Here is a 24,861-nt window from a genome sequence, read left to right on the forward strand (position 1 = left end):
CTCTTTATTAAGAGGGAATGGATAAATCCATTTCCTCTAGTTTTTCATAAATCCACGGTAGTTTCGTTTCACCAACTGGCTTTCTAGTTGTTTCATTGTCTCCAAGGCTACCCCGACAACAATTAACAAAGATGTTCCGCCAATTTGTGCACTTTGAGGCAATCCAGCGAATTGAATGAAAAAGATAGGAAGAATGGAAATCACGGCTAAGAATATAGAACCCACAAACGTAAGTCGATACAAAATGCTCGTAATTCTATCTTGAGTCATTTTCCCTGGACGAACCCCCGGGATATAGCCACCCTGTTTTTTAAGGTTATCAGCCATTTGTTCAGGATTAACCTGTACAAAAGCATAAAAGTACGTAAAGGCAATAATCAACGCAACATATATCGCCATACCCACCGGATGCGTATTATCAAAGTAGTTTTGAATCCACTTTGTCACATCGTTTGTTCCAAAGAATGACGCGATCGTCCGCGGCGTTATCAAAAACGCAACCGCAAAGATTACCGGAATAACCCCTGCAGGGTTCACTTTCAATGGAAGGTGTGTAGACTGACCACCGCCAGCAGGTGAACGACCTGTGCCTTTAGCATATTGAATCGCAATTTTCCGTACGGCTTGCTGAATGAAAATAACTCCAACAATAACTGCTAAAATCGCAATCACAAGAAGTGCGACTTTCACAATATGAATAAACAACTGATCGTTGCTGCCGACAAATTGAGTCTCATATATTTGTCCAATCGTTTTTGGAATACTAGCCACAATCCCCGCGAAGATAATGATCGATATTCCGTTGCCTACTCCATGAGACGTAATTTGTTCTCCAAGCCACATTAAAAAGGCAGTTCCGCCAGTGAGCACTAAAGCAATGATGAGATATGTTGATATACCGGATTTTTCAATCAGCATACCGTTTGCCAGATTGTTGAATCCGTATGACATACCTAACGCCTGGATAAAACCAAGCACAATCGTAAAGTACCTTGTGAACTGAGCTAATTTACGGCGGCCAACTTCACCTTGCTTAGACCACTCGGTAAACTTCGACACAACATCCATCTGAAGCAGCTGAATGATGATCGAAGCCGTGATATAAGGAGTAATTCCCATTGCGAAAATGGAGAATTGGTAAAGCGCACCGCCGCCAAATGTATTAAGGAGATCAAAAACACCCATTTGAGACTGTGCCTGTAACGCTTCAGCGTTAACATAAGGCACAGGAATAAACGCACCTATGCGAAAGACGATAAGCATGAGTAAAGTGAATATGATTTTATTCCTGATATCACTCACACGCATAAAGTTGGAGATTGTTTTAAACAAGTTAGATCACCTCAGCTGTACCGCCAGCAGCTTCAACAGCTTCTTTCGCAGAAGCAGAGAATTTATTGGCTTTTACAGTTAATTTTTTCTCTAATTTACCGTTGCCAAGAATCTTTACTCCTGCATTAAGTTTGCTAATAACACCAGTCTCAAGAAGAAGTTCAGGAGTGACTTCCGTTCCTTCTGCAAAACCGTTCAATTTGTCTAGGTTGACTACAGCGTATTCCTTGCGGTTGATGTTAGTAAAACCGCGTTTAGGAAGACGTTGGAATAAAGGCATTTGTCCCCCCTCGAACCCTGGGCGTACACCGCCGCCAGAACGAGCGTTTTGACCTTTGTGACCTTTACCAGCTGTTTTACCGTTGCCAGAACCAATACCACGACCTACGCGATTACGCGTTTTGCGTGAACCTTCTGAAGGTTTTAATTCATGAAGTTTCATTAGGACACCTCCTTATCCGATCAATTATTTTTATTGTTCTTTAACAGAAACTAAATGAGATACTTTATTAATCATGCCACGGATCGCAGCGTTGTCTTCATGAACAACAGTTTGGTTTGTTTTCTTTAAACCAAGCGTTCTAACAGTAACGCGTTGATCTTCCGGGCGACCGATTACACTTCGTTTGAGGGTAATTTCTAATTTAGCCATTAATGTTCCCTCCTTATCCTAACAGTTCTTCTACAGATTTTCCACGAAGCTTCGCAACCTCTTCAGCACGCTTAAGTTCACTTAAGCCTTGAAGTGTTGCACGAATCATGTTGATCGGTGTGTTAGAACCTAAAGACTTAGAAAGGATGTCAGATACACCAGCAAGCTCAAGTACCGCACGTACAGGGCCTCCAGCGATAACTCCAGTACCTTCAGAAGCAGGTTTTAACAAGATGTTACCTGCACCGAAACGTCCGATGATTTCATGTGGAATTGTAGTTCCAACCATTGGTACTTCAATTAAATTCTTTTTCGCATCTTCAACAGCTTTGCGGATCGCTTCTGGTACTTCTTGTGCTTTACCAGTACCGAATCCTACGTGTCCGTTTTTGTCACCGACAACGACTAGAGCTGCGAAGCGGAAACGACGACCACCTTTAACAACTTTCGCTACGCGGTTAACCGTAACTAAGCGTTCTTCTAACTCTAATTTGCTTGGGTCAATACGACGCATAATCATGTGTCCCTCCTTCTTTTATTAAAATTTAAGTCCAGCTTCACGAGCGGCATCAGCCAAAGCTTTTACACGTCCATGGTATAAGTATCCGCCACGGTCAAATACTACGTCAGAAACGCCTTTTTCAGCAGCGCGTTTTGCAACTAATTCTCCAACTTTAGTAGCAGCAGAAGTATCTCCAGTGCTTTCAACGTTCAAGTCTTTATCGAGAGTAGATGCACTAGCAAGTGTAACACCATTTACATCATCGATGATTTGAGCGTAAATGTGCTTGTTAGAACGGAAAACGTTCAGACGCGGTCTTTCAGCAGTACCGGAAAGTTTAGCGCGAACACGAGCATGTCTTTTAAGACGAGCAGCATTTTTGCTAGTTTTCGTAATCATCTAGGTCACTCCTTTCTTCACTTTAAGCGATCTTACTTAGCAGATTTACCTTCTTTGCGGCGAACAACTTCACCTTCGTAGCGGATTCCTTTACCTTTGTAAGGCTCTGGAGAACGTACAGCGCGGATGTTAGCAGCAATAGCTCCTACACGTTCTTTGTCTGTACCTTTTACAACTACTTTAGTTTGAGAAGGAACTTCGATTTCGATGCCTTCTTCAGGAACGATCTCAACAGGGTGAGAGTATCCAACGTTTAAAACAAGTTTATTTCCGGATTTAGACGCACGGTAACCGACACCGACTAATTCCAAACCTCTTTCAAATCCTTTAGATACACCTTCAACCATGTTGCCAAGCAGACTGCGAGTTGTACCATGCAGTGCACGGTGCTCTTTTTGATCAGAAGGACGAGTGACTGTAAGCACATTGTCCTCTACTTTAATTTCCATATCAGGGTGAAACGTACGAGTTAATTCTCCTTTTGGTCCTTTCACAGCTACAGTGTTGTTATCGTTTAACGTTACTGTAACATCAGAAGGAATCTCAAGTAACTTCTTACCTACACGAGACATACCAAACACCTCCATTCATGTTAAACTTCTTACCAAACGTATGCTAGAACTTCTCCACCAGCTTGTTTTGCACGGGCTTCTTTGTCCGTTAAAACACCTTGTGATGTAGAAATAATCGCGATTCCAAGACCGTTAAGTACGCGAGGTACTTCATTTGATTTAGCATAAACACGCAAACCAGGCTTGCTGATTCTTTTAAGACCAGTGATAACGCGCTCGTTGTTTTGTCCGTATTTCAAGAAAACGCGGATGATACCTTGTTTGCTGTCTTCTACGAACTCAACGTCACGAATGAAACCTTCACGCTTTAAAATTTCAGCAATTTCTCTTTTCAATTTAGAAGCAGGAATTTCAAGCTTCTCATGACGTACCATGTTTGCATTGCGAATACGAGTTAGCATATCTGCAATTGGATCTGTCATAACCATTATATAATTACCTCCTTCCCTTTCTTGGGGATTACCAGCTGGCTTTTTTCACGCCAGGAATTTGTCCTTTATATGCAAGCTCACGGAAACAAATACGGCAAAGTTTAAATTTACGAATGACTGAATGCGGACGTCCGCAGCGTTCACAGCGTGTGTACTCTTGCACTTTAAACTTTGGTGTACGTTGTTGTTTCGCAATCATAGACTTTTTAGCCACGATTTCGCCTCCCTTTCATTGATTATTTCTGGAACGGCATACCTACTTGAGTTAATAGCTCACGAGCTTCTTCGTCAGTATTAGCAGTTGTTACGATAACGATGTCCATTCCGCGAACCTTTGTTACTTTATCGTAGTCAATTTCAGGGAAGATTAACTGTTCTTTGATACCAAGTGTGTAGTTACCGCGACCGTCGAAAGATTTTTTAGAAACCCCGCGGAAGTCACGTACACGCGGTAAAGATACAGAAATAAGTTTATCAAGGAAATCATACATGCGCTCTCCGCGAAGAGTTACTTTCGCACCGATAGGCATTCCCTCACGAAGACGGAATCCAGCAATTGATTTCTTCGCACGAGTAACGACAGGTTTTTGACCTGCGATAAACGTTAATTCTTCAACAGCACTGTCGATTGCTTTCGCGTTTTGAACAGCGTCACCAACACCCATGTTGATTACGATTTTTTCGATTTTAGGCACTTGCATGACTGAATCATAGTTGAACTTAGTCATTAAAGCAGGTGCAATTTCTTTATTGTACTTTTCTTTAAGGCGGTTCATGAGATAGACCTCCCTTCCTTTTAATACTATTTATCTAGAACTTGCCCAGATTTTTTTGCAACACGAACTTTTTTGCCATCTTCCACTTTGTATCCTACGCGAGTCACTTCACCTGTTTTAGGATCGAGCGGCATAACGTTTGATACATGAATTGGCGCCTCTTGATTAGAAATACCGCCTTGAGGGTTAGCTTGAGTTGGTTTAGAGTGTTTCTTTACCATGTTAACACCTTCAACTAAAACGCGGTCCTTTTTAGGGAAAGCAGCAAGGATTGTTCCTTGTTTGCCTTTATCTTTACCAGAGATAACCATAACTTTATCGCCTTTTTTTACATGCATCCTGATCGCACCTCCTTGAGTAAGGCATTTATTTCATTAGATAACTTCTGGAGCTAGAGAAACAATTTTCATAAAGTTGTTTTCACGCAATTCACGAGCAACTGGTCCGAAGATACGAGTTCCGCGTGGGCTCTTGTCGTCACGGATGATAACACATGCATTCTCATCGAAGCTGATGTATGAACCGTCACTTCTGCGCGCTCCGCTTTTCGTGCGAACGATAACAGCTTTTACGACTTCACCTTTTTTGACAACGCCTCCTGGTGTTGCTTGTTTAACCGTGCAAACAATTACATCACCAATGTTAGCTGTTTTACGTCCAGAACCACCAAGAACTTTAATAGTAAGTACTTCACGTGCGCCAGAGTTGTCAGCTACTTTTAAACGAGTCTCTTGTTGAATCATTATTTGTTACCTCCCTTCGGAAAAAGAATTCCGAACTTTATTAGATAATAACAGCTTCTTCGACAACTTCAACTAGACGGAAACGCTTAGTTGCAGACAATGGACGAGTTTCCATGATCTTTACGATGTCACCGATTTTAGCTTGATTATTTTCATCATGTGCTTTGAATTTTTTTGAGTATTTTACGCGTTTACCGTAAAGTGTATGTTTTTTGTATGTTTCAACAACAACAGTGATGGTTTTATCCATTTTGTCAGAAACAACACGGCCTTGGTAAACTTTGCGTTGGTTACGTTCGCTCATGCTCACGACCTCCCCTCAGTGATTATTTATTAGCAGCAATTTCTCTTTCACGAATCACAGTTTTCATGCGCGCGATAGCTTTGCGCACTTCACGAATGCGAGCAGTATTTTCAAGTTGTCCTGTCGCTAATTGAAAGCGAAGATTGAAAAGTTCTTCTTTAAGAGACTTTACTTTTTGTTCAATTTCAGCAGTGGTAAGGTCACGAATTTCATTAGCTTTCATTTGATTCACCACCAATTTCTTCACGTTTTACGAACTTCGTTTTAATTGGCAATTTGTGAGATGCAAGACGAAGCGCTTCACGAGCAACCTCTTCAGACACACCAGAAATTTCAAATAAAACTTTGCCCGGTTTTACAACAGCTACCCAACCTTCTGGAGCCCCTTTACCGGATCCCATACGTACCTCAAGTGGTTTAGCAGTGTAAGGTTTAGAAGGGAAAATTTTGATCCAAACTTTACCGCCACGTTTCATGTAACGAGTCATCGCAATACGTGCAGCTTCGATTTGACGGTTAGTGATCCAAGAAGCTTCAAGAGCTTGGATACCGAATTCACCGAAATGTACTTCAGTACCGCCTTTCGCACGACCACGCATTTTTCCGCGATGCTCTCTGCGATATTTAACGCGTTTTGGTAATAACATATTATTTTCCTCCTTCCTCAGTTTTCTTCTTAGTAGGAAGAACCTCTCCACGATAGATCCAGACTTTTACACCAAGCTTACCGTAAGTAGTATCAGCTTCTGATGTTGCATAGTCAATGTCCGCACGTAATGTGTGCAATGGAACAGTTCCTTCACTGTAATATTCAGAACGAGCGATATCTGCACCGCCAAGACGACCAGAAACCATTGTTTTCACACCTTGTGCTCCAGCGCGCATAGTACGTTGGATTTGTTGTTTCTGTGCACGGCGGAAAGAAACACGGTTCTCTAATTGACGAGCGATGTTGTCAGCAACTAGCTGTGCATCAAGATCTGCTCTTTTGATTTCAAGAATGTTAATGTGTACACGCTTGCCAGTAAGGCTGTTAAGGGCTTTGCGAAGTGCTTCAACTTCAGAACCGCCTTTACCAATAACCATACCAGGCTTAGCTGTGTGGATCGTAATGTTAACGCGGTTTGCTGCACGCTCGATTTCTACTTTAGAAACAGAAGCGTCAGAAAGGCGTTTGCTAATGTATTCACGAATTTTTAAATCTTCGTGCAGGAAGTCAGCGTAATCTTTACCAGCGTACCACTTAGATTCCCAATCACGAATGACTCCGATACGAAGACCGACTGGATTTACCTTTTGACCCACTACTTATCCCTCCTTCTTTTCTGATACAACGATTGTAATGTGGCTCGTACGTTTGTTGATTTGGCTCGCACGTCCCATAGCACGTGGGCGGAATCTTTTTAACGTAGGGCCTTCGTCAACGAATGCTTGAGAAATAACCAGGTTGTTAGCGTCCATTTCATAGTTATGCTCAGCATTTGCAATAGCGGATTTTAATACTTTCTCGATAATTGGAGAAGCAGCTCTTGGTGTAAGGTTCAAGATTGATACTGCCTCACCTACTTGCTTGCCTCGAATCAGGTCCATTACTAGACGTGCTTTACGAGGAGCAATACGGACTGTTCTTGCAACAGCTTTAGCTTGCATTTAAAAGCCTCCTCTCTTAGCGTCTTGTTTTTTTGTCATCACTAGCATGACCTTTGTACGTACGAGTTGGAGCGAATTCACCCAACTTGTGCCCTACCATATCTTCAGAGATGAATACAGGCACGTGTTTACGTCCGTCATATACTGCGATTGTGTGACCAATAAACTGTGGGAAAATAGTAGAACGACGAGACCAAGTTTTTACGACTTGTTTCTTGTCTGTTTCATTTAATTTCTCGATTTTTGTCATCAAGTGTCCATCGACAAATGGTCCTTTTTTCAAACTGCGAGCCATTTTGGAACCTCCCTTCGTGATTGCACTACGGTCCGAAGTGAACCGTAGACAACCCCGTTATTTATTTTTACGACGACGTACGATAAATTTATCGGATTTGTTCTTTTTCTTGCGTGTCTTGAATCCAAGAGTCGGTTTGCCCCATGGAGACATTGGTGATTTACGTCCGATTGGCGCACGTCCTTCACCACCACCGTGTGGGTGATCGTTAGGGTTCATTACAGAACCACGAACTGTAGGACGGATGCCTTTCCAGCGAGAACGTCCAGCTTTACCAATGTTGATAAGTTCGTGCTGTTCGTTACCTACTTGACCGATAGAAGCACGGCAAGCAGAAAGAATCATGCGAACTTCTCCAGAGTTAAGACGTACAAGAACGTATTTACCTTCTTTACCAAGAACCTGAGCAGATGTACCAGCTGAACGTACGAGCTGTCCGCCTTTACCAGGTTTTAATTCAATGTTATGCACAACTGTACCAACAGGGATGTTGATAAGTGGTAGTGCATTACCTACTTTAATGTCAGCTTCAGGACCTGACATGATTTCAGTACCCACTTGAATTCCTTTAGGAGCAAGAATGTAACGTTTTTCTCCGTCTGCATAGTTGATTAGAGCGATGTTAGCTGAACGGTTTGGATCGTATTCAACTGTAGCAACGCGTCCAGGTATACCATCTTTATCGCGTTTGAAGTCGATAACACGGTATTGGCGTTTATGTCCGCCACCTTGGTGACGTACAGTCAATTTACCTTGGTTGTTACGTCCACCTTTTTTGTGAAGGGGAGCAAGCAAGGATTTTTCCGGCTTGTCAGTCGTGATTTCAGCAAAATCTGAAGTTGTCATGCCACGACGTCCATTAGAGGTCGGTTTATACTTTTTAATCGCCATTTTGAATTTCCCTCCTTCTTTTTACAGATAATTAAGCTTCAAAAATTTCGATTTCTTTGCTGTCTGCAGTAAGTTTTACGATCGCTTTTCTGCGACGGCTAGTCATACCAGTGTAGCGTCCGACACGTTTTGATTTACCTTTGTAGTTCATGATGTTGACTTTGTCAACTTTCACACCAAAGATGCTTTCAACCGCGTCTTTCACTTCTGTTTTGTTAGCTCTTACATCAACTTCAAAAGTATATTTCTTTTCAGCCATTAAATCAGCAGAACGTTCAGTAATGACGGGGCGCTTTAGAACATCACGAGGATCTTTCATTATGCAAGCACCTCCTCTACTTTTTCAACCGCTGCTTTTGTAATCAGAAGCTTCTCGTGGTTGACAACGTCTAAAACGTTGATTCCGTTAGCTTCAACTACAGTAACTCCAGGAATGTTGCGAGCAGATAAAGCCACTGCTTCGTTAGCATCCGCAGTTACGATTAAAGCTTTTTTCTCAACAGATAACCCTTTAAGGATAGCTGCCATTTCTTTTGTTTTAGCCGTATCAAGAGTAAGATCTTCAAGAACGATGATGTTGTTGTCGTTCACTTTAGAAGACAATACTGATTTGATTGCCAAGCGGCGAACTTTTTTAGGTAATTTATAAGAATAGCTGCGTGGTGTTGGGCCGAATACGACACCACCTCCGCGCCATTGCGGTGAACGGATAGAACCTTGACGGGCACGTCCAGTACCTTTTTGACGCCATGGTTTACGACCTCCGCCGCGTACTTCAGAACGATTTTTTACTTTATGAGATCCTTGACGTAAGGAAGCTCTTTGCATAAGAATAGCGTCGAATACAACACTCTCATTTGGTTCGATACCAAATACAGAAGCGTTTAATTCGATGTCACCAGCAGTAGAACCGTTTTGGTTGTATAATGCTACTTTTGGCATGATCAATTTCCTCCTTTCCTAAGAGAGTTATTTAGATTTAACAGCACTTTTAACAGTGATTAAAGATTTCTTCGCACCAGGTACGTTACCTTTGATCAAAAGAAGATTGCGTTCTGCATCAACTTTTACGATTTCAAGGTTTTGAACAGTGATTTGCTCTCCACCCATACGTCCAGGTAATAATTTACCTTTGAATACACGGTTAGGATCTACAGGTCCCATTGAACCAGGACGACGGTGGTAGCGTGAACCGTGAGACATAGGTCCGCGAGATTGTCCGTGGCGCTTGATCGCACCTTGGAAACCTTTACCTTTAGATACTCCTGTTACATCTACGATTTCTCCAGCAGAGAAAATTTCAACCTTGACTTCCTGACCAACTTCATACGCATCCATTTCCACTCCGCGTAATTCTTTAACGAAGCGCTTAGGAGCAGTTTCCGCTTTTGCAACGTGCCCTTTTTCAGGTTTGTTAGAAAGCTTTTCACGCTTATCGTCAAAACCAAGCTGGATTGCTTCATAACCGTCGTTTTCAGTTGATTTCTTTTGAAGAACAACGTTTGGAGCAGCCTCGATAACAGTTACCGGAATAAGATCACCATTTTCAGCGAATACTTGCGTCATACCAATTTTTCTTCCTAAGATTCCTTTGGTCATTCGTCACACCTCCTATTAAGATCATTCTATATTTTAGAATTAAAGTTTGATTTCGATATCGACACCAGATGGTAAGTCTAATCGCATGAGAGCATCAACAGTTTGTGGTGTTGGGTTCACAATATCGATTAAACGTTTATGTGTACGCATTTCAAATTGCTCACGAGAATCTTTGTATTTGTGCACCGCACGAAGGATTGTGTAAACTGATTTTTCAGTCGGTAACGGGATCGGACCAGATACGCTAGCACCAGAACGTTTTGCCGTTTCAACAATCTTCTCTGCAGATTGATCAAGGATTCTATGATCATATGCTTTCAAACGAATACGAATTTTTTGTTTTGCCATTATTTTCCCTCCTTTTCGCCTACATCAAGTTAGACAGTTCTCCGTGAGAAAAACCTGAACACCTTGCCATGGCAAAGCGGCCGGGTGTGTCAGCAACCTCTCACTTCATCGCAGTCAAAGACCAACATACACCATTATACAGAAAATAGACGTATGTTGCAAGACTTATTTAGAATATGCATGGTTTGCACACTTTTTTTATTATACAGGTGTTTTTCTTATTTATCAAGGATCTATCATAAGTGGTGCAGTGCGTGGCTACTCAGTGTGCTTGCGAATAATGACGGCTCCTCGATATGCGGGGTGTGAGCCGAATTCTCAAATTGAAGCCAGCGCTTTTCAGGTGCCTCAAGCACTTGATAATACTGTTTCGATATTTCAGCAGGAACAATTAAATCATGTCTCCCCGAAATGAAAAAGCACGGCACTTTAATAGAAGGAACTGATTTGAATGCATTAAAATTGTACAACTCATCAGTTAAATGTATTTTTGTGAATCGCTGTCCATTGAGGAATTTGTGCATGTTTTTTATTCCATACTCATTACCATTAAGCATTTGAAATAATATAGCAAGGCTTTGACGACGATGGTGAGTAAATCCTCCCCTGCCCATCTCGACACAAAACCGATAGATAATATGCTGGATATCCTTCTCCCAAGGCGGAGGGCCAATGAAGCGTATAAGCAAAGATACTATACTCACTCTCTTTGTATCAGACATTTCACGTAGATAATGATAAGCAGCTGATTCTTCATAGTGAGGGTTAACAACCTGGCTGATTCCATAATACGCATAAAACAAATCCGGATGCTGCTGCAGTACATGGAGTGCTAGCAGTGAGCCCCAAGAATGGCCAGCAAGATATAGTTTTGTTTTTGAAAAATGGTCTAGGAGCCATTGAGTGACTTGAATTGCATCTTTAACAAAATGGCTGATTGTCATGGAGTGATGAGGAATTCGTTTTGAATAAGAAAGCCCGGATCCTCTTTGATCCCAATGTACTACTGTAAAACGCTGTTCAAGCTCTTTTTGATAATGCCTAACATATCCGCTTTGGGGGGTCCCCGGTCCGCCATGTAAAAAAAGCAGCAATGGATTTTTTACATCAGCCCCATTAATCATCAGCATTTGTTTTGTATTTTCAATGCTCAGTTCTTTCATGATTGCGATTGATCTCTTTTCAGGAATCATAAAAATTAGCCCCTCGGATATGATAGGTCTTATTATACAAGAAAAAGACAAGTAAACAAAAAAACGAGACCCACAGGGGGTCTCGTTTATCAACATACTATTACTCAGTGATTGTAGAAACAACGCCTGAACCAACAGTACGTCCGCCTTCACGAATAGAGAAACGAGTTCCTTCTTCGATAGCGATTGTAGAGATAAGTTCAACGTTCATTTCAGTGTTATCTCCAGGCATAACCATTTCTACGCCTTCTGGAAGATGGATGATACCAGTTACGTCAGTTGTACGGAAGTAGAACTGAGGACGGTAGTTAGAGAAGAATGGAGTATGACGTCCACCCTCTTCTTTAGAAAGAACGTAAACTTCAGCTTTGAATTTGCTGTGCGGAGTGATTGTACCTGGTTTAGCAAGTACTTGACCACGTTGGATTTCTTCACGAGATACACCGCGAAGAAGGGCACCAATGTTGTCACCAGCTTCAGCATAATCAAGAAGCTTACGGAACATTTCAACACCTGTAACAGTTGTTTTCTTGTTCTCTTCTTGAAGACCGATGATTTCAACTTCGTCACCGACTTTAACTTGTCCGCGTTCTACACGGCCAGTTGCTACTGTACCACGACCAGTGATTGAGAATACATCCTCAACTGGCATCATGAATGGTTTTTCAGTGTCACGTTCTGGAGTTGGGATGTACTCATCAACCGCATCCATAAGTTCGAAGATTTTCGCTTCGTACTCAGCGTCACCTTCAAGAGCTTTAAGAGCAGAACCTTTGATTACTGGTACATCATCACCAGGGAAGTCGTATTCGCTAAGAAGATCGCGAACTTCCATTTCAACTAGTTCAAGAAGCTCTTCGTCGTCTACCATGTCGCATTTGTTTAGGAATACAACGATGTATGGTACACCAACGTTTTTAGAAAGAAGGATGTGCTCACGAGTTTGTGGCATTGGGCCATCAGCAGCAGATACTACAAGGATAGCTCCGTCCATTTGCGCAGCACCAGTGATCATGTTTTTAACATAGTCAGCGTGTCCTGGGCAGTCAACGTGTGCATAGTGACGAGTTTCAGTTTCGTACTCAACGTGTGCAGTAGAGATTGTGATACCGCGCTCACGTTCTTCTGGAGCACCATCAATTTGATCGTACGCCATAGCTGTACCTTTACCAGATTTCTTATGAAGTACTGTTGTGATAGCAGCAGTTAAAGTTGTTTTACCATGGTCAACGTGTCCAATTGTACCGATATTGGCATGTGATTTGGAACGGTCGAATTTTTCTTTAGCCATTCTAAAATCCTCCTTAAGAGCTTTTAATTAGTAATGTATAGAGTGATAGGAAGTGAAAGAAAGCTTTCACTTCCTCATCTTACAATAGTAGTTATACTTGAGTTAAGCGGCAAAATCAATTATTCGCCTTTATTTTTTTTGATAATTTCTTCTGCAATGCTCTTCGGCACTTCTTCGTAGTGATCCATGTGCATAGTAAACGTACCGCGACCTTGCGTATTAGAACGAAGTGCAGTAGCGTAACCGAACATTTCAGCAAGAGGAACCATAGCGCGAACAACTTGAGCGTTACCGCGTGCTTCCATACCTTCTACGCGTCCGCGACGTGAAGTAACATCACCCATGATATCTCCCATGTATTCTTCTGGAATAACCACTTCTACTTTCATGATTGGTTCAAGAAGAACTGGGTTACATTTGCTGACTGCATTTTTCAATGCCATAGAAGCAGCAATTTTAAATGCCATTTCGTTTGAGTCAACATCATGGTAAGAACCATCGAAAAGTTTTGCTTTAATGTCGATAAGCGGGAAGCCTGCTAGTACACCATTTTCAAGTGAATCTTCAAGACCTGCTTGAACAGCTGGGATGTATTCACGAGGAACTACCCCACCGACAATCGCATTTTCAAATTCAAAGCCAGCGCCTTCTTCGTTTGGTTCGAATTCGATCCAAACGTGTCCGAACTGACCGCGTCCACCAGACTGACGTACGAATTTACCTTCAACTTTTGCACCGGAACGGAATGTTTCACGGTACGCAACCTGAGGAGCACCAACGTTGGCTTCTACTTTAAATTCGCGTTTCATACGGTCAACAATGATATCAAGGTGAAGTTCACCCATACCAGAGATGATCGTTTGGCCAGTTTCTGGGTTTGTTTGAGTACGGAATGTAGGATCTTCTTCAGCAAGTTTCGCTAAAGCGATACCCATTTTATCTTGGTCGGCTTTTGATTTAGGCTCAATAGCAACGTCGATAACTGGTTCTGGGAATTCCATTGATTCGAGGATAACAAGATCCTTCTCATCACATAGAGTATCTCCAGTAGTCGTATCTTTTAGACCTACAGCAGCTGCGATATCGCCTGCGTATACAGTAGAGATTTCTTCACGGCTGTTAGCGTGCATTTGAAGGATACGTCCAACACGCTCACGTTTGCCTTTAGTAGAGTTTTTCACGTATGAACCGGAATCAAGTGTTCCAGAGTACACACGGAAGAACGTCAACTTACCAACGTAAGGGTCAGTCATAACTTTAAATGCTAATGCAGAGAATGGCTCATCATCAGAAGAATGGCGCTCAATCTCTTCATTTGTATCAGGACGTACACCTTTGATTGCAGCAACGTCAGTTGGTGCAGGAAGGTAGTCAAGAACAGCATCAAGTACTAGTTGAACACCTTTGTTTTTGAAGGCAGAACCAACAAGAACAGGGTAGAATTCAACATTTAATGTACCTTTACGGATACCTGCTTTTAACTCGTCAATAGTGATTTCTTCACCCTCAAGGTATTTGTCCATAAGCTCTTCATCAAGCTCACATACAGCTTCAATGAGGCTGTTGCGAAGCTCTTCAGCTTGCTCTTTGTACTCTTCAGGGATTTCTTTCGCATCAGAGCGAGTTCCGAGGTCATCTTCGTAGAAATACGCAACGTTTTCTACAAGATCGATGATACCTTCGAAGTTATCTTCAGCACCGATCGGCAATTGAATTGCATGAGCGTTTGCTTGAAGACGGTCTCTTAAAGTTCCTACAGAGTAAAGGAAGTCTGCACCGATTTTGTCCATTTTGTTAACAAAAACGATACGCGGTACTCCGTAAGTTGTTGCCTGACGCCAAACAGTTTCTGTTTGAGGCTCAACGCCTGATTGCGCGTCAAGTACAGCAACAGCACCATCAAGTACACGAAGAGAACGTTCAACTTCAACTGTGAAGTCTACGTGTCCTGGAGTATCGATGATGTTTACGCGGTATCCTTTCCACTGTGCAGTTGTCGCAGCGGAAGTGATTGTGATACCACGTTCTTGTTCCTGCTCCATCCAGTCCATTTGTGAAGCTCCTTCGTGAGTTTCACCAATTTTGTGGATACGACCAGTATAGAACAAGATACGTTCTGTAGTAGTCGTTTTACCGGCATCAATGTGAGCCATGATTCCGATATTACGAGTATTTTCTAAGGAGAACTCTCTTGCCATTGGGTAATTTCTCCTTCCTTATTAGGAAATTGTGTTTTTTAGTATATAAATCCTACCAACGATAGTGAGCAAATGCTTTGTTTGCTTCAGCCATTTTATGAGTATCTTCACGTTTCTTAACAGCAGCACCAGTGTTGTTAGCTGCGTCAAGGATTTCGTTAGCTAAACGCTCTTCCATCGTTTTTTCTCCGCGAAGACGCGCGTAGTTAACTAACCAGCGAAGTCCAAGAGTCGTACGACGTTCAGGACGAACTTCTACAGGAACTTGGTAGTTCGCACCACCTACACGGCGTGCTTTTACTTCAAGTACAGGCATGATGTTTTTCAATGCTTGTTCGAAAACCTCCATTGCATCATTGCCAGTACGTTCTTTAATGATATCGAATGACTTGTATAGGATTGTTTGAGACTTACCTTTTTTACCATCGATCATCATTTTGTTGATTAGACGAGATACAAGCTTAGAGTTGTAAATCGGATCAGGTAAAACGTCTCTTTTTGCTACAGGACCTTTACGTGGCATCTGAATATCCTCCCTTCATCAATTATGCGTATTTTCGTTTATTATTTTGCTTTAGGTTTTTTCGTACCGTATTTAGAACGGCCTTGTGCACGGTTTTCAACTCCAGCAGTGTCAAGCGCACCACGAACGATGTGGTAACGTACCCCTGGTAAGTCTTTTACACGTCCGCCGCGGATAAGTACAACACTGTGCTCTTGCAGGTTGTGACCGATACCAGGAATGTAAGCAGTAACCTCGATTCCGTTAGTTAAACGAACACGAGCATATTTACGAAGTGCTGAGTTCGGTTTTTTCGGTGTCATTGTACCAACACGAGTACATACCCCGCGTTTTTGTGGAGAAGATACATTAGTGTGCTCTTTTTTAAAGCTGTTGTATCCTTTGTTAAGTGCAGGAGACTTTGAGTTTTCTACTTTACTCACGCGTCCTTTGCGAATTAGCTGATTAATTGTAGGCATGATTTTTTCCTCCCTTCGTTACGTTTTATAACCCACATACCCAGGTGGTTCATCAAAAGGCAAAAAACAATGTCTTTACATAAGATAAATCTCACGTAAAAACAAAAGTACGTTATAAAATAATGGCAACAGCGGCTGCTCCTACCTCAATTCCGCAGGCTTTGCCGAGCTTTTTCATGGATTCAACCATTAAGACAGAGATACCTTGATCTTCCGCAAGTGAAACAACACTTGACGTGAGGATCGGATCTGCGTCTTTTGCAACGACTACTTCCTTTACTGAACCTCGTTTTAGAGCTTTCACTGTTTGCTTCGTACCAATAATAATTGATTTGGCCTGTGATACTTTATCATAAGACATAAACATATCCTCCAAAGTAACAGGTTTATTTCGAGCACCTTGGTTATATTATCATTCTAGGAGACGAATGTCAACAAGGTATGACATTTTTTAGTTTCGTACTTCTCATAGATAGAGTGATTTTTTATTAAAAATATCTGCTGAAAGACTGTTTTGGCAGTCTTTCAGCAGCTTTAAATCAGTTATTCAACCGGAACCATGTCTTCAGTCGGCTGAACATTTGAAACTGGTTTTACTTTACGGTATTTCATCATACCTGTACCAGCCGGAACAAGCTTACCGATGATAACATTCTCTTTCAAGCCGAGAAGCTCGTCACGCTTACCTTTGATCGCTGCGTCTGTAAGAACACGTGTTGTTTCCTGGAAGGAAGCAGCAGATAAGAATGAATCAGTTTCAAGAGATGCTTTTGTAATACCGAGTAAGACAGGACGGCCTGTAGCAGGACGATTGCCTTCAAGCAATACCTTTTTGTTCGCTTCAGTAAATTGGTGAATATCAAGCAATGTACCTGGAAGCACATCAGTGTCACCAGCGTCAATCACGCGGACTTTGCGAAGCATCTGGCGAACCATTACTTCTACGTGTTTATCACCGATTTCAACACCCTGCATACGGTAAACCTTTTGAACCTCATGGAGAAGATACTCTTGAACAGTTGTCAGGTCAGTCACTTTAAGAAGCTCTTTCGGATCGATTGAACCTTCTGTCAGTACTTGGCCTCGAGTAATTTTATCTCCTTCCGCTACTTTCAGGCGGGAGTTATAAGGTGCCGTATAAGAACGTGTTTCCACTGCGCCTTGAACCACAACTTCCTGTTGCTTATCACGAACTTCATTGATCTCAACGACTGTACCGTCGATTTCTGTAATTGTTGCCTGACCTTTCGGATTACGCGCTTCGAAAAGCTCTTGGATACGCGGAAGACCCTGTGTGATATCGTCTCCGGCAACCCCGCCTGTATGGAATGTACGCATTGTTAACTGTGTACCAGGCTCACCGATTGATTGGGCAGCAATGATACCGACCGCTTCACCGACTTCAACATCGGAGCCAGTTGCAAGATTTCGGCCATAGCATCGTTTACATACACCATGAGGCGTATTACATGTGAAGGCAGAACGGATCCACACTTCTTCAATGCCGGCTTCTACAATCTCCAGTGCTTTATCTTCATCGATCAGTTCGTTTTCATTTACAAGCACTTCACCTGTTTCAGGGTGCTTCACTTGTTTTCGTGCAAAACGGCCGATTAAGCGTTCTTCTAAGCGCTCAATGGTTTCAGTTCCTTCTTTAAGTGGCTTAGCAAGGATGCCTCGGTCAGTTCCGCAATCAGTTTCACGGATGATAACATCCTGCGCAACGTCAACGAGACGGCGTGTAAGGTAACCTGAGTCAGCAGTTTTAAGGGCGGTATCGGCAAGACCTTTACGCGCACCGTGAGTGGAGATAAAGTACTCCAATACTGTCAGACCTTCACGGAAACTTGATTTGATCGGTAATTCAATGATACGTCCAGCCGGGTTGGCCATCAGGCCGCGCATTCCGGCAAGCTGCGTAAAGTTAGACGCGTTACCACGGGCACCAGAGTCACTCATCATGTAGATCGGGTTGAGCTCATCAAGTGATTTCATCAGTTTGCCTTGGATAACGTCTTTTGCAGCACTCCAGATAGAGATAACTCTCTCATAGCGTTCTTCTTCTGTGATTAGACCACGTCGGAATTGCTTCATGACGTTATCAACTTTGCTTTGCGCTTCCTCAAGAATTTCTTGTTTATCATCGAGTACGACGATGTCAGAAACCCCAACTGTAATACCAGCTTTTGTTGAATATTTGAAACCTAGGTTTTTCATGCGGTCAAGCATTTTAGACGTTTCCGTGATATGGAATCGTTTAAAGATTTCCGCGATGATTTTACCCAGAATACCTTTTTTAAACGGTGCATTGATTGGCTGCTGTTCAATGACAGCTTTAACATCAGCACCTTTTTCTAAGAAGAAACGGTCAGGTGTTTTCTCTTCAATGTTGCTCTTCGTTGGCTCATTCATGTAAGGGAATGATTCCGGAAGAATTTCATTGAAGACAAGCTTACCGACAGTTGTAATTAACAATTTTGAGCGCTGTTCTTCGGTAAATGTCACATTCTTAAGGGAGTTAGCTGCAACAGCTACTCTCGTATGAAGGTGAACATATCCGTTTTGATAAGCAAGAAGCGCTTCGTCTGTATTCTTGAAGACCATACCTTCACCGACAGCACCGGCACGCTCAAGTGTCAGGTAATAGTTACCCAGTACCATATCCTGAGACGGTGTTACAACCGGTTTACCATCTTTAGGGTTCAAGATGTTTTGAGCAGCAAGCATCAAGATGCGTGCTTCAGCTTGTGCTTCAGCAGATAATGGTACGTGAACCGCCATTTGGTCACCGTCAAAGTCAGCGTTATAAGCTGTACATACGAGCGGGTGAAGGCGGATTGCGCGTCCTTCAACAAGCGTTGGTTCAAACGCCTGAATACCTAATCTGTGAAGTGTAGGGGCACGGTTCAGAAGTACCGGATGCTCCTTAATAACTGATTCCAGTACATCCCATACTTCAGGCTGTACGCGCTCAATTTTACGTTTCGCACTCTTAATGTTGTGAGCAAGACCTTTTTCAACAAGTTCTTTCATAACGAAAGGTTTGAAAAGCTCAAGCGCCATTTCCTTCGGTAAACCGCATTGGTACATTTTCAAATGAGGACCAACAACGATTACAGAACGTCCGGAGTAATCGACACGTTTACCAAGAAGGTTTTGACGGAAACGGCCTTGCTTCCCTTTCAGCATGTGAGAAAGAGATTTTAACGGTCTGTTACCAGGACCCGTTACAGGACGTCCACGGCGGCCGTTGTCAATTAGGGCATCGACAGCCTCTTGAAGCATACGTTTTTCGTTTTGAACGATAATGCTAGGCGCACCAAGGTCCAAAAGGCGTTTCAAACGATTGTTACGGTTGATGACACGACGATAAAGGTCGTTCAAATCAGAAGTCGCAAAACGTCCGCCATCTAGCTGAACCATCGGTCTAAGCTCAGGAGGAATAACAGGAAGCACATCAAGGATCATCCAAGATGGCTTGTTTCCTGAGTTACGGAAGGCTTCTAAAACTTCAAGGCGTTTGATCGCACGAGTACGGCGCTGTCCTTGTGATGTTTTCAGCTCTTCTTTTAACATATCAACTTCTTTTACAAGATCGATATCTTGAAGAAGTTTGTGAATCGCTTCTGCACCCATTGATGCTTGGAATTTATTACCGTATTTATCGAGATAAGCACGGTATTCTTTCTCAGACAGAAGCTGTTTCTTTTCAAGCGGTGTGTTTGCAGGATCAGTTACAACGTAAGAAGCAAAGTAAATGACTTCTTCTAAAGCACGAGGTGACATATCCAGCACAAGACCCATACGGCTTGGAATACCTTTGAAATACCAAATGTGGGAAACTGGGGCAGCCAGTTCAATGTGCCCCATTCTCTCACGACGGACTTTAGCCCGTGTTACTTCGACTCCGCAGCGGTCACAAACTACGCCTTTATAACGAACTCGCTTGTACTTCCCGCAATGACATTCCCAGTCCTTAGTCGGTCCGAAAATGCGTTCGCAGAATAGACCGTCCTTTTCAGGTTTTAACGTACGATAGTTTATCGTTTCAGGCTTTTTCACTTCACCAAAAGACCATGAACGGATTTTATCCGGTGAAGCAAGACCGATGTTCATATACTCAAAATTGTTCACATCTAGCAAGGGGCCTACCTCCCTTTTTATCTTCGGATTAACCGATGTCACTTGCCTTTATAACTAGAGATTATTCTTTTGTTACTACATCGCGTTCAACGTCTGCAGATGCTGTTTCTTCCGGCTCTTCATCACCTGATAATGCCAGACCGTCAGCTTGTTTCGCATCTTCTTCGTCTTCTAAATCTCTCATTTCTATTTCTTCTTCATCACCGGAAAGGATTTTGACATCCATACCTAAGCTTTGAAGTTCTTTGATCAATACTTTGAATGATTCCGGAACACCTGGTTCTGGAACGTTGTCGCCTTTAACGATGGCTTCATATGTTTTCACACGTCCAACCACGTCATCAGACTTAACAGTCAGAATTTCTTGAAGAGTGTAAGCCGCACCGTAAGCTTCAAGTGCCCAAACCTCCATCTCACCGAAACGCTGTCCGCCAAATTGCGCTTTACCGCCAAGAGGCTGCTGCGTAACAAGTGAGTAAGGACCTGTAGAGCGTGCATGAAGTTTATCGTCAACCATGTGAGCCAGTTTAATCATGTACATGATACCGACAGATACGCGGTTATCAAACGGCTCTCCAGTACGTCCGTCGTAAAGCACCGTTTTGGCGTCACGAGACATGCCGGCTTCTTCAAGTGTTTCCCAAACATCCTCTTCACGCGCTCCGTCAAATACAGGAGATGCAATGTGGATGCCGAGGTAACGAGCGGCCATACCCATATGAAGCTCCAATACCTGCCCGATGTTCATACGTGATGGTACGCCCAGCGGGTTAAGCATGATGTCAATTGGTGTGCCGTCAGGAAGGTAAGGCATATCCTCTTCAGGAAGAATCTTAGAGATAACACCTTTGTTACCGTGACGACCGGCCATTTTGTCCCCTTCAGAAATCTTACGTTTCTGAACGATATATACGCGTACCAACTGGTTTACGCCTGGAGGAAGTTCGTCTCCGTCTTCACGGTTGAAGACTTTAACGTCGTGGATAATTCCGCCGCCGCCGTGAGGCACACGAAGAGAAGTATCACGAACCTCGCGGGCTTTTTCACCAAAGATGGCGTGAAGCAGGCGTTCTTCTGCAGTCAGTTCAGTTACGCCTTTAGGTGTTACTTTACCAACAAGAAGATCTCCGTCTTTTACTTCCGCCCCAATACGGATGATTCCGCGGTCATCAAGATTGCGAAGCGCATCTTCACCGACGTTTGGAATATCGCGAGTGATTTCTTCAGGTCCAAGTTTCGTATCACGTGCTTCTGATTCGTATTCTTCAATGTGGATAGATGTATAAACATCATCCTTCACAAGGCGTTCACTCATGATGATGGCATCCTCATAGTTGTAGCCATCCCATGTCATGAAGCCGACCATTACGTTACGGCCAAGTGCAAGTTCACCAAGCTCCATAGAAGGACCGTCAGCAAGGATTTCTCCTTTTACCACTTCATCGCCGACACTTACGATCGGACGCTGGTTGTAGCACGTACCTTGGTTAGAGCGGACAAATTTCAGCAGGCTGTATTTATCCAGGTTTCCTTTTACTTTTTGACCGTCTACTTCTTCATAACGGCGAACCCAAACGTTTTTCGCTTCTACGCGTTCAACGATACCAGGGTGTTTACAAATAACAGCGGCACCAGAGTCTTTACCTGATACGTATTCCATACCAGTTCCAACGAATGGTGCTTCCGGCTGCATCAAAGGCACAGCCTGACGCTGCATGTTCGCTCCCATGAGGGCACGGTTGGAGTCATCGTTTTCTAGGAACGGGATACATGCTGTCGCAGCAGAAACAACCTGCTTAGGCGATACATCCATGTAGTCCACACGGTTTCTGGAAACAACGGTGTTCTCTCCGCGGAAACGGGCTACGATGCTGTCATCAATAAATCCGCCTTCGTCATCAAGACGAGCGTTCGCTTGAGCGACAACATAGTTATCCTCTTCATCAGCAGTTAAGTAATCGATTCTGCCAGTTACCTTCCCTGTTTCAGGGTCAACACGGCGATATGGCGTTTCGATAAAACCAAAACGGTTTACTTTTGCATAAGATGAAAGTGAGTTGATCAAACCGATGTTCGGGCCCTCAGGCGTTTCAATCGGACACATACGGCCATAGTGGGAGTAGTGAACGTCACGCACTTCCATTCCGGCACGCTCACGTGTTAATCCGCCCGGTCCTAATGCTGACAGACGGCGCTTATGCGTTAATTCAGCAAGCGGGTTCGTCTGATCCATGAATTGAGAAAGCTGAGAGCTTCCAAAGAACTCTTTAATGGACGCAATAACAGGACGAATATTGATCAGCTGCTGAGGTGTAATTGTATTCGTATCTTGAATTGACATTCTCTCACGAACCACACGCTCCATACGGCTTAAACCGATACGGAATTGGTTCTGGAGAAGCTCACCTACAGAACGTAAACGGCGGTTTCCAAGATGATCTATATCATCTGTGTCGCCTACTCCGTGCAGCAGGTTGAAGAAGTAGCTGATAGAAGAAATAATATCAGCAGGTGTAATGTTTTTGATCTCTTCTTCAATGTAAGCATTGCCGATTACATTAATAACCTGTTCTCCTTCTTGATCAGTCGGAGCAAAGATTTTAATTGATTGAAGAGTTACTTCATCTTCAACAACGCCGCCATTCGGATACAGCTTTCTGAAACCGATTCCGTTTTCTAAGTATGGCAGTACTTTATCAAGTGTTCTTCTATCAAGAATCTGACCTTTTTCAGCCAAGATTTCTCCTGTTTCAGGGTCAACAAGCGTTTCAGCAAGTCTCTGATTAAAGAGGCGATTCTTAATATGAAGTTTTTTATTAATTTTATAGCGTCCTACATTTGCAAGATCGTATCGTTTCGGATCAAAGAAACGAGAATCAAGCAAGCTTTTCGCATTTTCTACTGTAGGCGGCTCTCCAGGACGGAGACGCTCGTAAATTTCAAGCAGCGCTTTGTCGCTGTTTTCTGTGTTATCTTTATCAAGCGTATTGCGCAGGTATTCGTTTTCTCCTATGAGATCAAGAATCTCTTGATCGGAGCCGAAGCCGAGAGCACGCAAAAGAACCGTAACCGGCAACTTACGTGTGCGATCAATGCGGACATAAACAACATCTTTCGCATCAGTTTCGTATTCTAACCATGCGCCACGGTTTGGAATGACAGTTGCGGTAAAACCTTTTTTACCGTTTTTGTCTACTTTACCACTGAAATATACACTTGGAGACCGAACAAGCTGGGAAACGATAACGCGTTCCGCACCGTTAATGATAAAAGTACCTGTATCTGTCATAATAGGGAAATCACCCATGAAGACATCTTGGTCTTTTACCTCTCCAGTTTCTTTGTTAATTAAACGAACCTTCACTCTTAGCGGAGCTGAGTAAGTCACATCACGTTCTTTTGATTCCTCTACAGGATATTTAGGCTCACCTAAACTATAATCAATGAACTCAAGAGAGAGGTTACCAGTGAAATCCTCAATTGGTGATATGTCTTGAAACATCTCTCTAAGACCCTCATCAAGAAACCACTGATAAGAAGAGGTTTGAATTTCAATGAGATTTGGTAATTCTAACACTTCGCTAATGCGAGCATAGCTTCTGCGCTGGCGGTGTCGTCCATACTGAACTAGTTGACCTGTCAACTGATTCACCCCTCAAATCATGCGTATTATATGTGTAATAAGCATCTCTTCCAAAGAAAGAAATACTTTTACAAGACAAAAGAAAAAAGGGTTTCTAATTAAGAAAACCACATCCAAAAACAAATACCGATTTTATTAGCATTTCCATACTTGTATAATTTATACATAGATATTGACAATTCATCATATCAAGCAAAATATATACATTGGCATTTTATAATATTAACATAGCTAAAATACCGAGTCAAACTTTTTTTGCTTTTATGATATAATAGCCTTTCTTTTTTTGAACGACAGAAACTTCATCGAACAGTTCCTCGAGCTTTTCAATGGCAGAAGGCGCGCCTTGCTTTTTCTGTATGACGATCCACAACTCACCTGAAGCTTTTAAGTGTTCAGCGCTTTTCTCAAAGATAGCATGGACAACTTTTTTTCCGGCTCGGATTGGGGGATTTGTAAGAATAGAAGCAAATGTTTGAGCAGAATCAACGTTCGAAAACAAATCACTCTGATAAATCTTAACGTTTGTTACTCCGTTTCGTTCCGCATTTTCATTTGATAGCTCTACAGCTCTCTCATTAACGTCAATCATGTGGATGGTCCGGTCTTTAAAGTCGCTGGCCAGCGATAGACCTATCGGGCCGTACCCGCAGCCTACATCAAGAAAGCTGCCCTCAACTTCAGGCTCTTCAAAAGAATCAATCAGCAGACGGGAGCCAAAATCAACTTCCTTTTTAGAAAAAACCCCGCTGTCGCTGGTAAACGTGAAATCTTTATTACGAAGCCTAAAAGACCAGGTTTGCTTGTTGCTTTTTACTGAAGGTTTTTCTGAATAATAATGCTCACTCATACTCGGAACCTCCTTTTTTCATGGCTTAAAGAATGGCAAAGAAAAAGCCCGCCTCATAAAAGCGAGCT

At 42.7% G+C, this 24,861-nt stretch carries 31 protein-coding genes; all 31 read right to left on the reverse strand.

What is annotated here, in order from left to right; all coding sequences use genetic code 11:
• Window positions 1-36 precede the first annotated feature (36 nt).
• The 31 genes from secY to BSI_RS00965 all read right to left on the reverse strand — a co-directional run bounded on the left by secY (window position 37) and on the right by BSI_RS00965 (window position 24,793).
• Window positions 37-1,332 (reverse strand): preprotein translocase subunit SecY, encoded by a 1,296-nt coding sequence (secY, locus tag BSI_RS01095; protein ID WP_003241989.1) that lies wholly within the window; start codon window positions 1,330-1,332, stop codon window positions 37-39.
• A gap of 1 nt (window position 1,333) precedes the next feature.
• Window positions 1,334-1,774 (reverse strand): 50S ribosomal protein L15, encoded by a 441-nt coding sequence (rplO, locus tag BSI_RS0121740; protein WP_003225819.1) that lies wholly within the window; start codon window positions 1,772-1,774, stop codon window positions 1,334-1,336.
• A gap of 30 nt (window positions 1,775-1,804) precedes the next feature.
• Window positions 1,805-1,984 (reverse strand): 50S ribosomal protein L30, encoded by a 180-nt coding sequence (gene rpmD / locus BSI_RS01090; protein WP_003156497.1) that lies wholly within the window; start codon window positions 1,982-1,984, stop codon window positions 1,805-1,807.
• A gap of 13 nt (window positions 1,985-1,997) precedes the next feature.
• The gene (gene rpsE, locus BSI_RS01085) at window positions 1,998-2,498 is read right to left on the reverse strand and encodes a 30S ribosomal protein S5 (RefSeq protein WP_029316747.1); all 501 of its coding nucleotides are present in this window, start codon (window positions 2,496-2,498) and stop codon (window positions 1,998-2,000) included.
• A 24-nt stretch (window positions 2,499-2,522) separates the two neighbouring features.
• A complete protein-coding gene (gene rplR / locus BSI_RS01080) occupies window positions 2,523-2,885 on the reverse strand; it encodes a 50S ribosomal protein L18 (protein ID WP_003241994.1) in 363 nt (120 codons plus the stop codon).
• A gap of 32 nt (window positions 2,886-2,917) precedes the next feature.
• Window positions 2,918-3,457 carry a 50S ribosomal protein L6 gene (gene rplF, locus BSI_RS01075; protein ID WP_003241996.1) on the reverse strand — a complete coding sequence of 180 codons (540 nt, stop codon included), beginning with the start codon at window positions 3,455-3,457 and terminating at the stop codon, window positions 2,918-2,920.
• A 29-nt stretch (window positions 3,458-3,486) separates the two neighbouring features.
• The gene (gene rpsH / locus BSI_RS01070) at window positions 3,487-3,885 is read right to left on the reverse strand and encodes a 30S ribosomal protein S8 (protein ID WP_003241998.1); all 399 of its coding nucleotides are present in this window, start codon (window positions 3,883-3,885) and stop codon (window positions 3,487-3,489) included.
• Between the two features lie 31 nt (window positions 3,886-3,916).
• Window positions 3,917-4,102, reverse strand: a complete 186-nt coding sequence (rpsN, locus tag BSI_RS01065; RefSeq protein ID WP_003156488.1) for a 30S ribosomal protein S14 — start codon at window positions 4,100-4,102, stop codon at window positions 3,917-3,919.
• A 22-nt stretch (window positions 4,103-4,124) separates the two neighbouring features.
• Complete coding sequence (gene rplE, locus BSI_RS01060; RefSeq protein ID WP_003225809.1) at window positions 4,125-4,664, reverse strand: 50S ribosomal protein L5; 540 nt, start codon at window positions 4,662-4,664, stop codon at window positions 4,125-4,127.
• Window positions 4,665-4,690: 26 nt separating this feature from the next.
• On the reverse strand, window positions 4,691-5,002 hold the full coding sequence (gene rplX, locus BSI_RS01055; protein WP_003156486.1) for a 50S ribosomal protein L24: 312 nt from the start codon (window positions 5,000-5,002) through the stop codon (window positions 4,691-4,693).
• Between the two features lie 36 nt (window positions 5,003-5,038).
• The gene (rplN, locus tag BSI_RS01050) at window positions 5,039-5,407 is read right to left on the reverse strand and encodes a 50S ribosomal protein L14 (protein WP_003225805.1); all 369 of its coding nucleotides are present in this window, start codon (window positions 5,405-5,407) and stop codon (window positions 5,039-5,041) included.
• 40 nt (window positions 5,408-5,447) lie between these two features.
• Complete coding sequence (rpsQ, locus tag BSI_RS01045; protein WP_003225804.1) at window positions 5,448-5,711, reverse strand: 30S ribosomal protein S17; 264 nt, start codon at window positions 5,709-5,711, stop codon at window positions 5,448-5,450.
• Window positions 5,712-5,733: 22 nt separating this feature from the next.
• Window positions 5,734-5,934, reverse strand: coding sequence for a 50S ribosomal protein L29 (gene rpmC / locus BSI_RS01040; protein ID WP_003156482.1), 201 nt, complete (start codon window positions 5,932-5,934; stop codon window positions 5,734-5,736).
• A complete protein-coding gene (gene rplP, locus BSI_RS0121745; protein ID WP_003225801.1) occupies window positions 5,924-6,358 on the reverse strand; it encodes a 50S ribosomal protein L16 in 435 nt (144 codons plus the stop codon). The genes rpmC and rplP overlap by 11 nt, the downstream gene beginning before the upstream one ends.
• Window position 6,359: 1 nt before the next feature.
• Window positions 6,360-7,016 (reverse strand): 30S ribosomal protein S3, encoded by a 657-nt coding sequence (gene rpsC, locus BSI_RS01035; RefSeq protein ID WP_003242001.1) that lies wholly within the window; start codon window positions 7,014-7,016, stop codon window positions 6,360-6,362.
• A gap of 3 nt (window positions 7,017-7,019) precedes the next feature.
• Window positions 7,020-7,361: a 50S ribosomal protein L22 gene (gene rplV, locus BSI_RS01030; protein ID WP_003156475.1), complete on the reverse strand. Its 342-nt coding sequence runs from the start codon at window positions 7,359-7,361 to the stop codon at window positions 7,020-7,022.
• A 16-nt stretch (window positions 7,362-7,377) separates the two neighbouring features.
• Window positions 7,378-7,656, reverse strand: a complete 279-nt coding sequence (gene rpsS, locus BSI_RS0121750) for a 30S ribosomal protein S19 (protein WP_003156472.1) — start codon at window positions 7,654-7,656, stop codon at window positions 7,378-7,380.
• 57 nt (window positions 7,657-7,713) lie between these two features.
• Window positions 7,714-8,547 (reverse strand): 50S ribosomal protein L2, encoded by an 834-nt coding sequence (gene rplB, locus BSI_RS01025; RefSeq protein ID WP_003225795.1) that lies wholly within the window; start codon window positions 8,545-8,547, stop codon window positions 7,714-7,716.
• 31 nt (window positions 8,548-8,578) lie between these two features.
• On the reverse strand, window positions 8,579-8,866 hold the full coding sequence (rplW, locus tag BSI_RS01020) for a 50S ribosomal protein L23 (RefSeq protein WP_003225793.1): 288 nt from the start codon (window positions 8,864-8,866) through the stop codon (window positions 8,579-8,581).
• Window positions 8,866-9,489 (reverse strand): 50S ribosomal protein L4, encoded by a 624-nt coding sequence (gene rplD, locus BSI_RS01015; protein ID WP_003242004.1) that lies wholly within the window; start codon window positions 9,487-9,489, stop codon window positions 8,866-8,868. Before rplD ends, rplW begins: the two co-directional genes overlap by 1 nt.
• A 27-nt stretch (window positions 9,490-9,516) precedes the next feature.
• Window positions 9,517-10,146: a 50S ribosomal protein L3 gene (gene rplC / locus BSI_RS01010; RefSeq protein WP_003225791.1), complete on the reverse strand. Its 630-nt coding sequence runs from the start codon at window positions 10,144-10,146 to the stop codon at window positions 9,517-9,519.
• A 39-nt stretch (window positions 10,147-10,185) separates the two neighbouring features.
• Window positions 10,186-10,494, reverse strand: a complete 309-nt coding sequence (gene rpsJ / locus BSI_RS01005; protein ID WP_003156464.1) for a 30S ribosomal protein S10 — start codon at window positions 10,492-10,494, stop codon at window positions 10,186-10,188.
• Window positions 10,495-10,730: 236 nt separating this feature from the next.
• A complete protein-coding gene (locus tag BSI_RS01000; RefSeq protein WP_032732363.1) occupies window positions 10,731-11,687 on the reverse strand; it encodes an alpha/beta fold hydrolase in 957 nt (318 codons plus the stop codon).
• 100 nt (window positions 11,688-11,787) lie between these two features.
• Window positions 11,788-12,978, reverse strand: coding sequence for an elongation factor Tu (tuf, locus tag BSI_RS00995; protein WP_003242008.1), 1,191 nt, complete (start codon window positions 12,976-12,978; stop codon window positions 11,788-11,790).
• A 119-nt stretch (window positions 12,979-13,097) separates the two neighbouring features.
• Window positions 13,098-15,176, reverse strand: a complete 2,079-nt coding sequence (gene fusA, locus BSI_RS00990; protein WP_019257279.1) for an elongation factor G — start codon at window positions 15,174-15,176, stop codon at window positions 13,098-13,100.
• Window positions 15,177-15,228: 52 nt separating this feature from the next.
• On the reverse strand, window positions 15,229-15,699 hold the full coding sequence (rpsG, locus tag BSI_RS00985; RefSeq protein ID WP_003225784.1) for a 30S ribosomal protein S7: 471 nt from the start codon (window positions 15,697-15,699) through the stop codon (window positions 15,229-15,231).
• 41 nt (window positions 15,700-15,740) lie between these two features.
• Window positions 15,741-16,157 carry a 30S ribosomal protein S12 gene (rpsL, locus tag BSI_RS0121755; protein ID WP_003225781.1) on the reverse strand — a complete coding sequence of 139 codons (417 nt, stop codon included), beginning with the start codon at window positions 16,155-16,157 and terminating at the stop codon, window positions 15,741-15,743.
• A gap of 112 nt (window positions 16,158-16,269) precedes the next feature.
• The gene (locus BSI_RS00980; protein ID WP_003242012.1) at window positions 16,270-16,518 is read right to left on the reverse strand and encodes a 50S ribosomal protein L7ae-like protein; all 249 of its coding nucleotides are present in this window, start codon (window positions 16,516-16,518) and stop codon (window positions 16,270-16,272) included.
• 182 nt (window positions 16,519-16,700) lie between these two features.
• A complete protein-coding gene (gene rpoC, locus BSI_RS00975) occupies window positions 16,701-20,300 on the reverse strand; it encodes a DNA-directed RNA polymerase subunit beta' (protein WP_003242014.1) in 3,600 nt (1,199 codons plus the stop codon).
• Window positions 20,301-20,361: 61 nt separating this feature from the next.
• Complete coding sequence (gene rpoB / locus BSI_RS00970) at window positions 20,362-23,943, reverse strand: DNA-directed RNA polymerase subunit beta (RefSeq protein WP_032732364.1); 3,582 nt, start codon at window positions 23,941-23,943, stop codon at window positions 20,362-20,364.
• A gap of 244 nt (window positions 23,944-24,187) precedes the next feature.
• Window positions 24,188-24,793: a class I SAM-dependent methyltransferase gene (locus tag BSI_RS00965; RefSeq protein ID WP_003242018.1), complete on the reverse strand. Its 606-nt coding sequence runs from the start codon at window positions 24,791-24,793 to the stop codon at window positions 24,188-24,190.
• Between the last annotated feature and the right edge of the window lie 68 nt (window positions 24,794-24,861).

Source organism: Bacillus inaquosorum KCTC 13429 (genome assembly GCF_000332645.1).
Classification (GTDB): Bacteria; Bacillota; Bacilli; order Bacillales; family Bacillaceae; genus Bacillus; species Bacillus inaquosorum.

Coding starts and splice junctions, on each gene's coding strand:
- rplO (WP_003225819.1), bottom strand. CDS start 1,774: ATGAAACTTCATGAATTAAAACCTTCAGAAGGTTCACGCAAAACGCGT.
- rpmD (WP_003156497.1), bottom strand. CDS start 1,984: ATGGCTAAATTAGAAATTACCCTCAAACGAAGTGTAATCGGTCGCCCG.
- rpsE (WP_029316747.1), bottom strand. CDS start 2,498: ATGCGTCGTATTGACCCAAGCAAATTAGAGTTAGAAGAACGCTTAGTT.
- rplR (WP_003241994.1), bottom strand. CDS start 2,885: ATGATTACGAAAACTAGCAAAAATGCTGCTCGTCTTAAAAGACATGCT.
- rplF (WP_003241996.1), bottom strand. CDS start 3,457: ATGTCTCGTGTAGGTAAGAAGTTACTTGAGATTCCTTCTGATGTTACA.
- rpsH (WP_003241998.1), bottom strand. CDS start 3,885: ATGGTTATGACAGATCCAATTGCAGATATGCTAACTCGTATTCGCAAT.
- rplE (WP_003225809.1), bottom strand. CDS start 4,664: ATGAACCGCCTTAAAGAAAAGTACAATAAAGAAATTGCACCTGCTTTA.
- rplX (WP_003156486.1), bottom strand. CDS start 5,002: ATGCATGTAAAAAAAGGCGATAAAGTTATGGTTATCTCTGGTAAAGAT.
- rplN (WP_003225805.1), bottom strand. CDS start 5,407: ATGATTCAACAAGAGACTCGTTTAAAAGTAGCTGACAACTCTGGCGCA.
- rpsQ (WP_003225804.1), bottom strand. CDS start 5,711: ATGAGCGAACGTAACCAACGCAAAGTTTACCAAGGCCGTGTTGTTTCT.
- rpmC (WP_003156482.1), bottom strand. CDS start 5,934: ATGAAAGCTAATGAAATTCGTGACCTTACCACTGCTGAAATTGAACAA.
- rplP (WP_003225801.1), bottom strand. CDS start 6,358: ATGTTATTACCAAAACGCGTTAAATATCGCAGAGAGCATCGCGGAAAA.
- rplV (WP_003156475.1), bottom strand. CDS start 7,361: ATGCAAGCTAAAGCTGTTGCAAGAACAGTCCGTATTGCTCCTCGTAAA.
- rpsS (WP_003156472.1), bottom strand. CDS start 7,656: ATGGCTCGCAGTTTGAAAAAAGGACCATTTGTCGATGGACACTTGATG.
- rplB (WP_003225795.1), bottom strand. CDS start 8,547: ATGGCGATTAAAAAGTATAAACCGACCTCTAATGGACGTCGTGGCATG.
- rplW (WP_003225793.1), bottom strand. CDS start 8,866: ATGAAAGATCCTCGTGATGTTCTAAAGCGCCCCGTCATTACTGAACGT.
- rplD (WP_003242004.1), bottom strand. CDS start 9,489: ATGCCAAAAGTAGCATTATACAACCAAAACGGTTCTACTGCTGGTGAC.
- rplC (WP_003225791.1), bottom strand. CDS start 10,146: ATGACCAAAGGAATCTTAGGAAGAAAAATTGGTATGACGCAAGTATTC.
- rpsJ (WP_003156464.1), bottom strand. CDS start 10,494: ATGGCAAAACAAAAAATTCGTATTCGTTTGAAAGCATATGATCATAGA.
- BSI_RS01000 (WP_032732363.1), bottom strand. CDS start 11,687: ATGATTCCTGAAAAGAGATCAATCGCAATCATGAAAGAACTGAGCATT.
- tuf (WP_003242008.1), bottom strand. CDS start 12,978: ATGGCTAAAGAAAAATTCGACCGTTCCAAATCACATGCCAATATCGGT.
- fusA (WP_019257279.1), bottom strand. CDS start 15,176: ATGGCAAGAGAGTTCTCCTTAGAAAATACTCGTAATATCGGAATCATG.
- rpsG (WP_003225784.1), bottom strand. CDS start 15,699: ATGCCACGTAAAGGTCCTGTAGCAAAAAGAGACGTTTTACCTGATCCG.
- rpsL (WP_003225781.1), bottom strand. CDS start 16,157: ATGCCTACAATTAATCAGCTAATTCGCAAAGGACGCGTGAGTAAAGTA.
- BSI_RS00980 (WP_003242012.1), bottom strand. CDS start 16,518: ATGTCTTATGATAAAGTATCACAGGCCAAATCAATTATTATTGGTACG.
- BSI_RS00965 (WP_003242018.1), bottom strand. CDS start 24,793: ATGAGTGAGCATTATTATTCAGAAAAACCTTCAGTAAAAAGCAACAAG.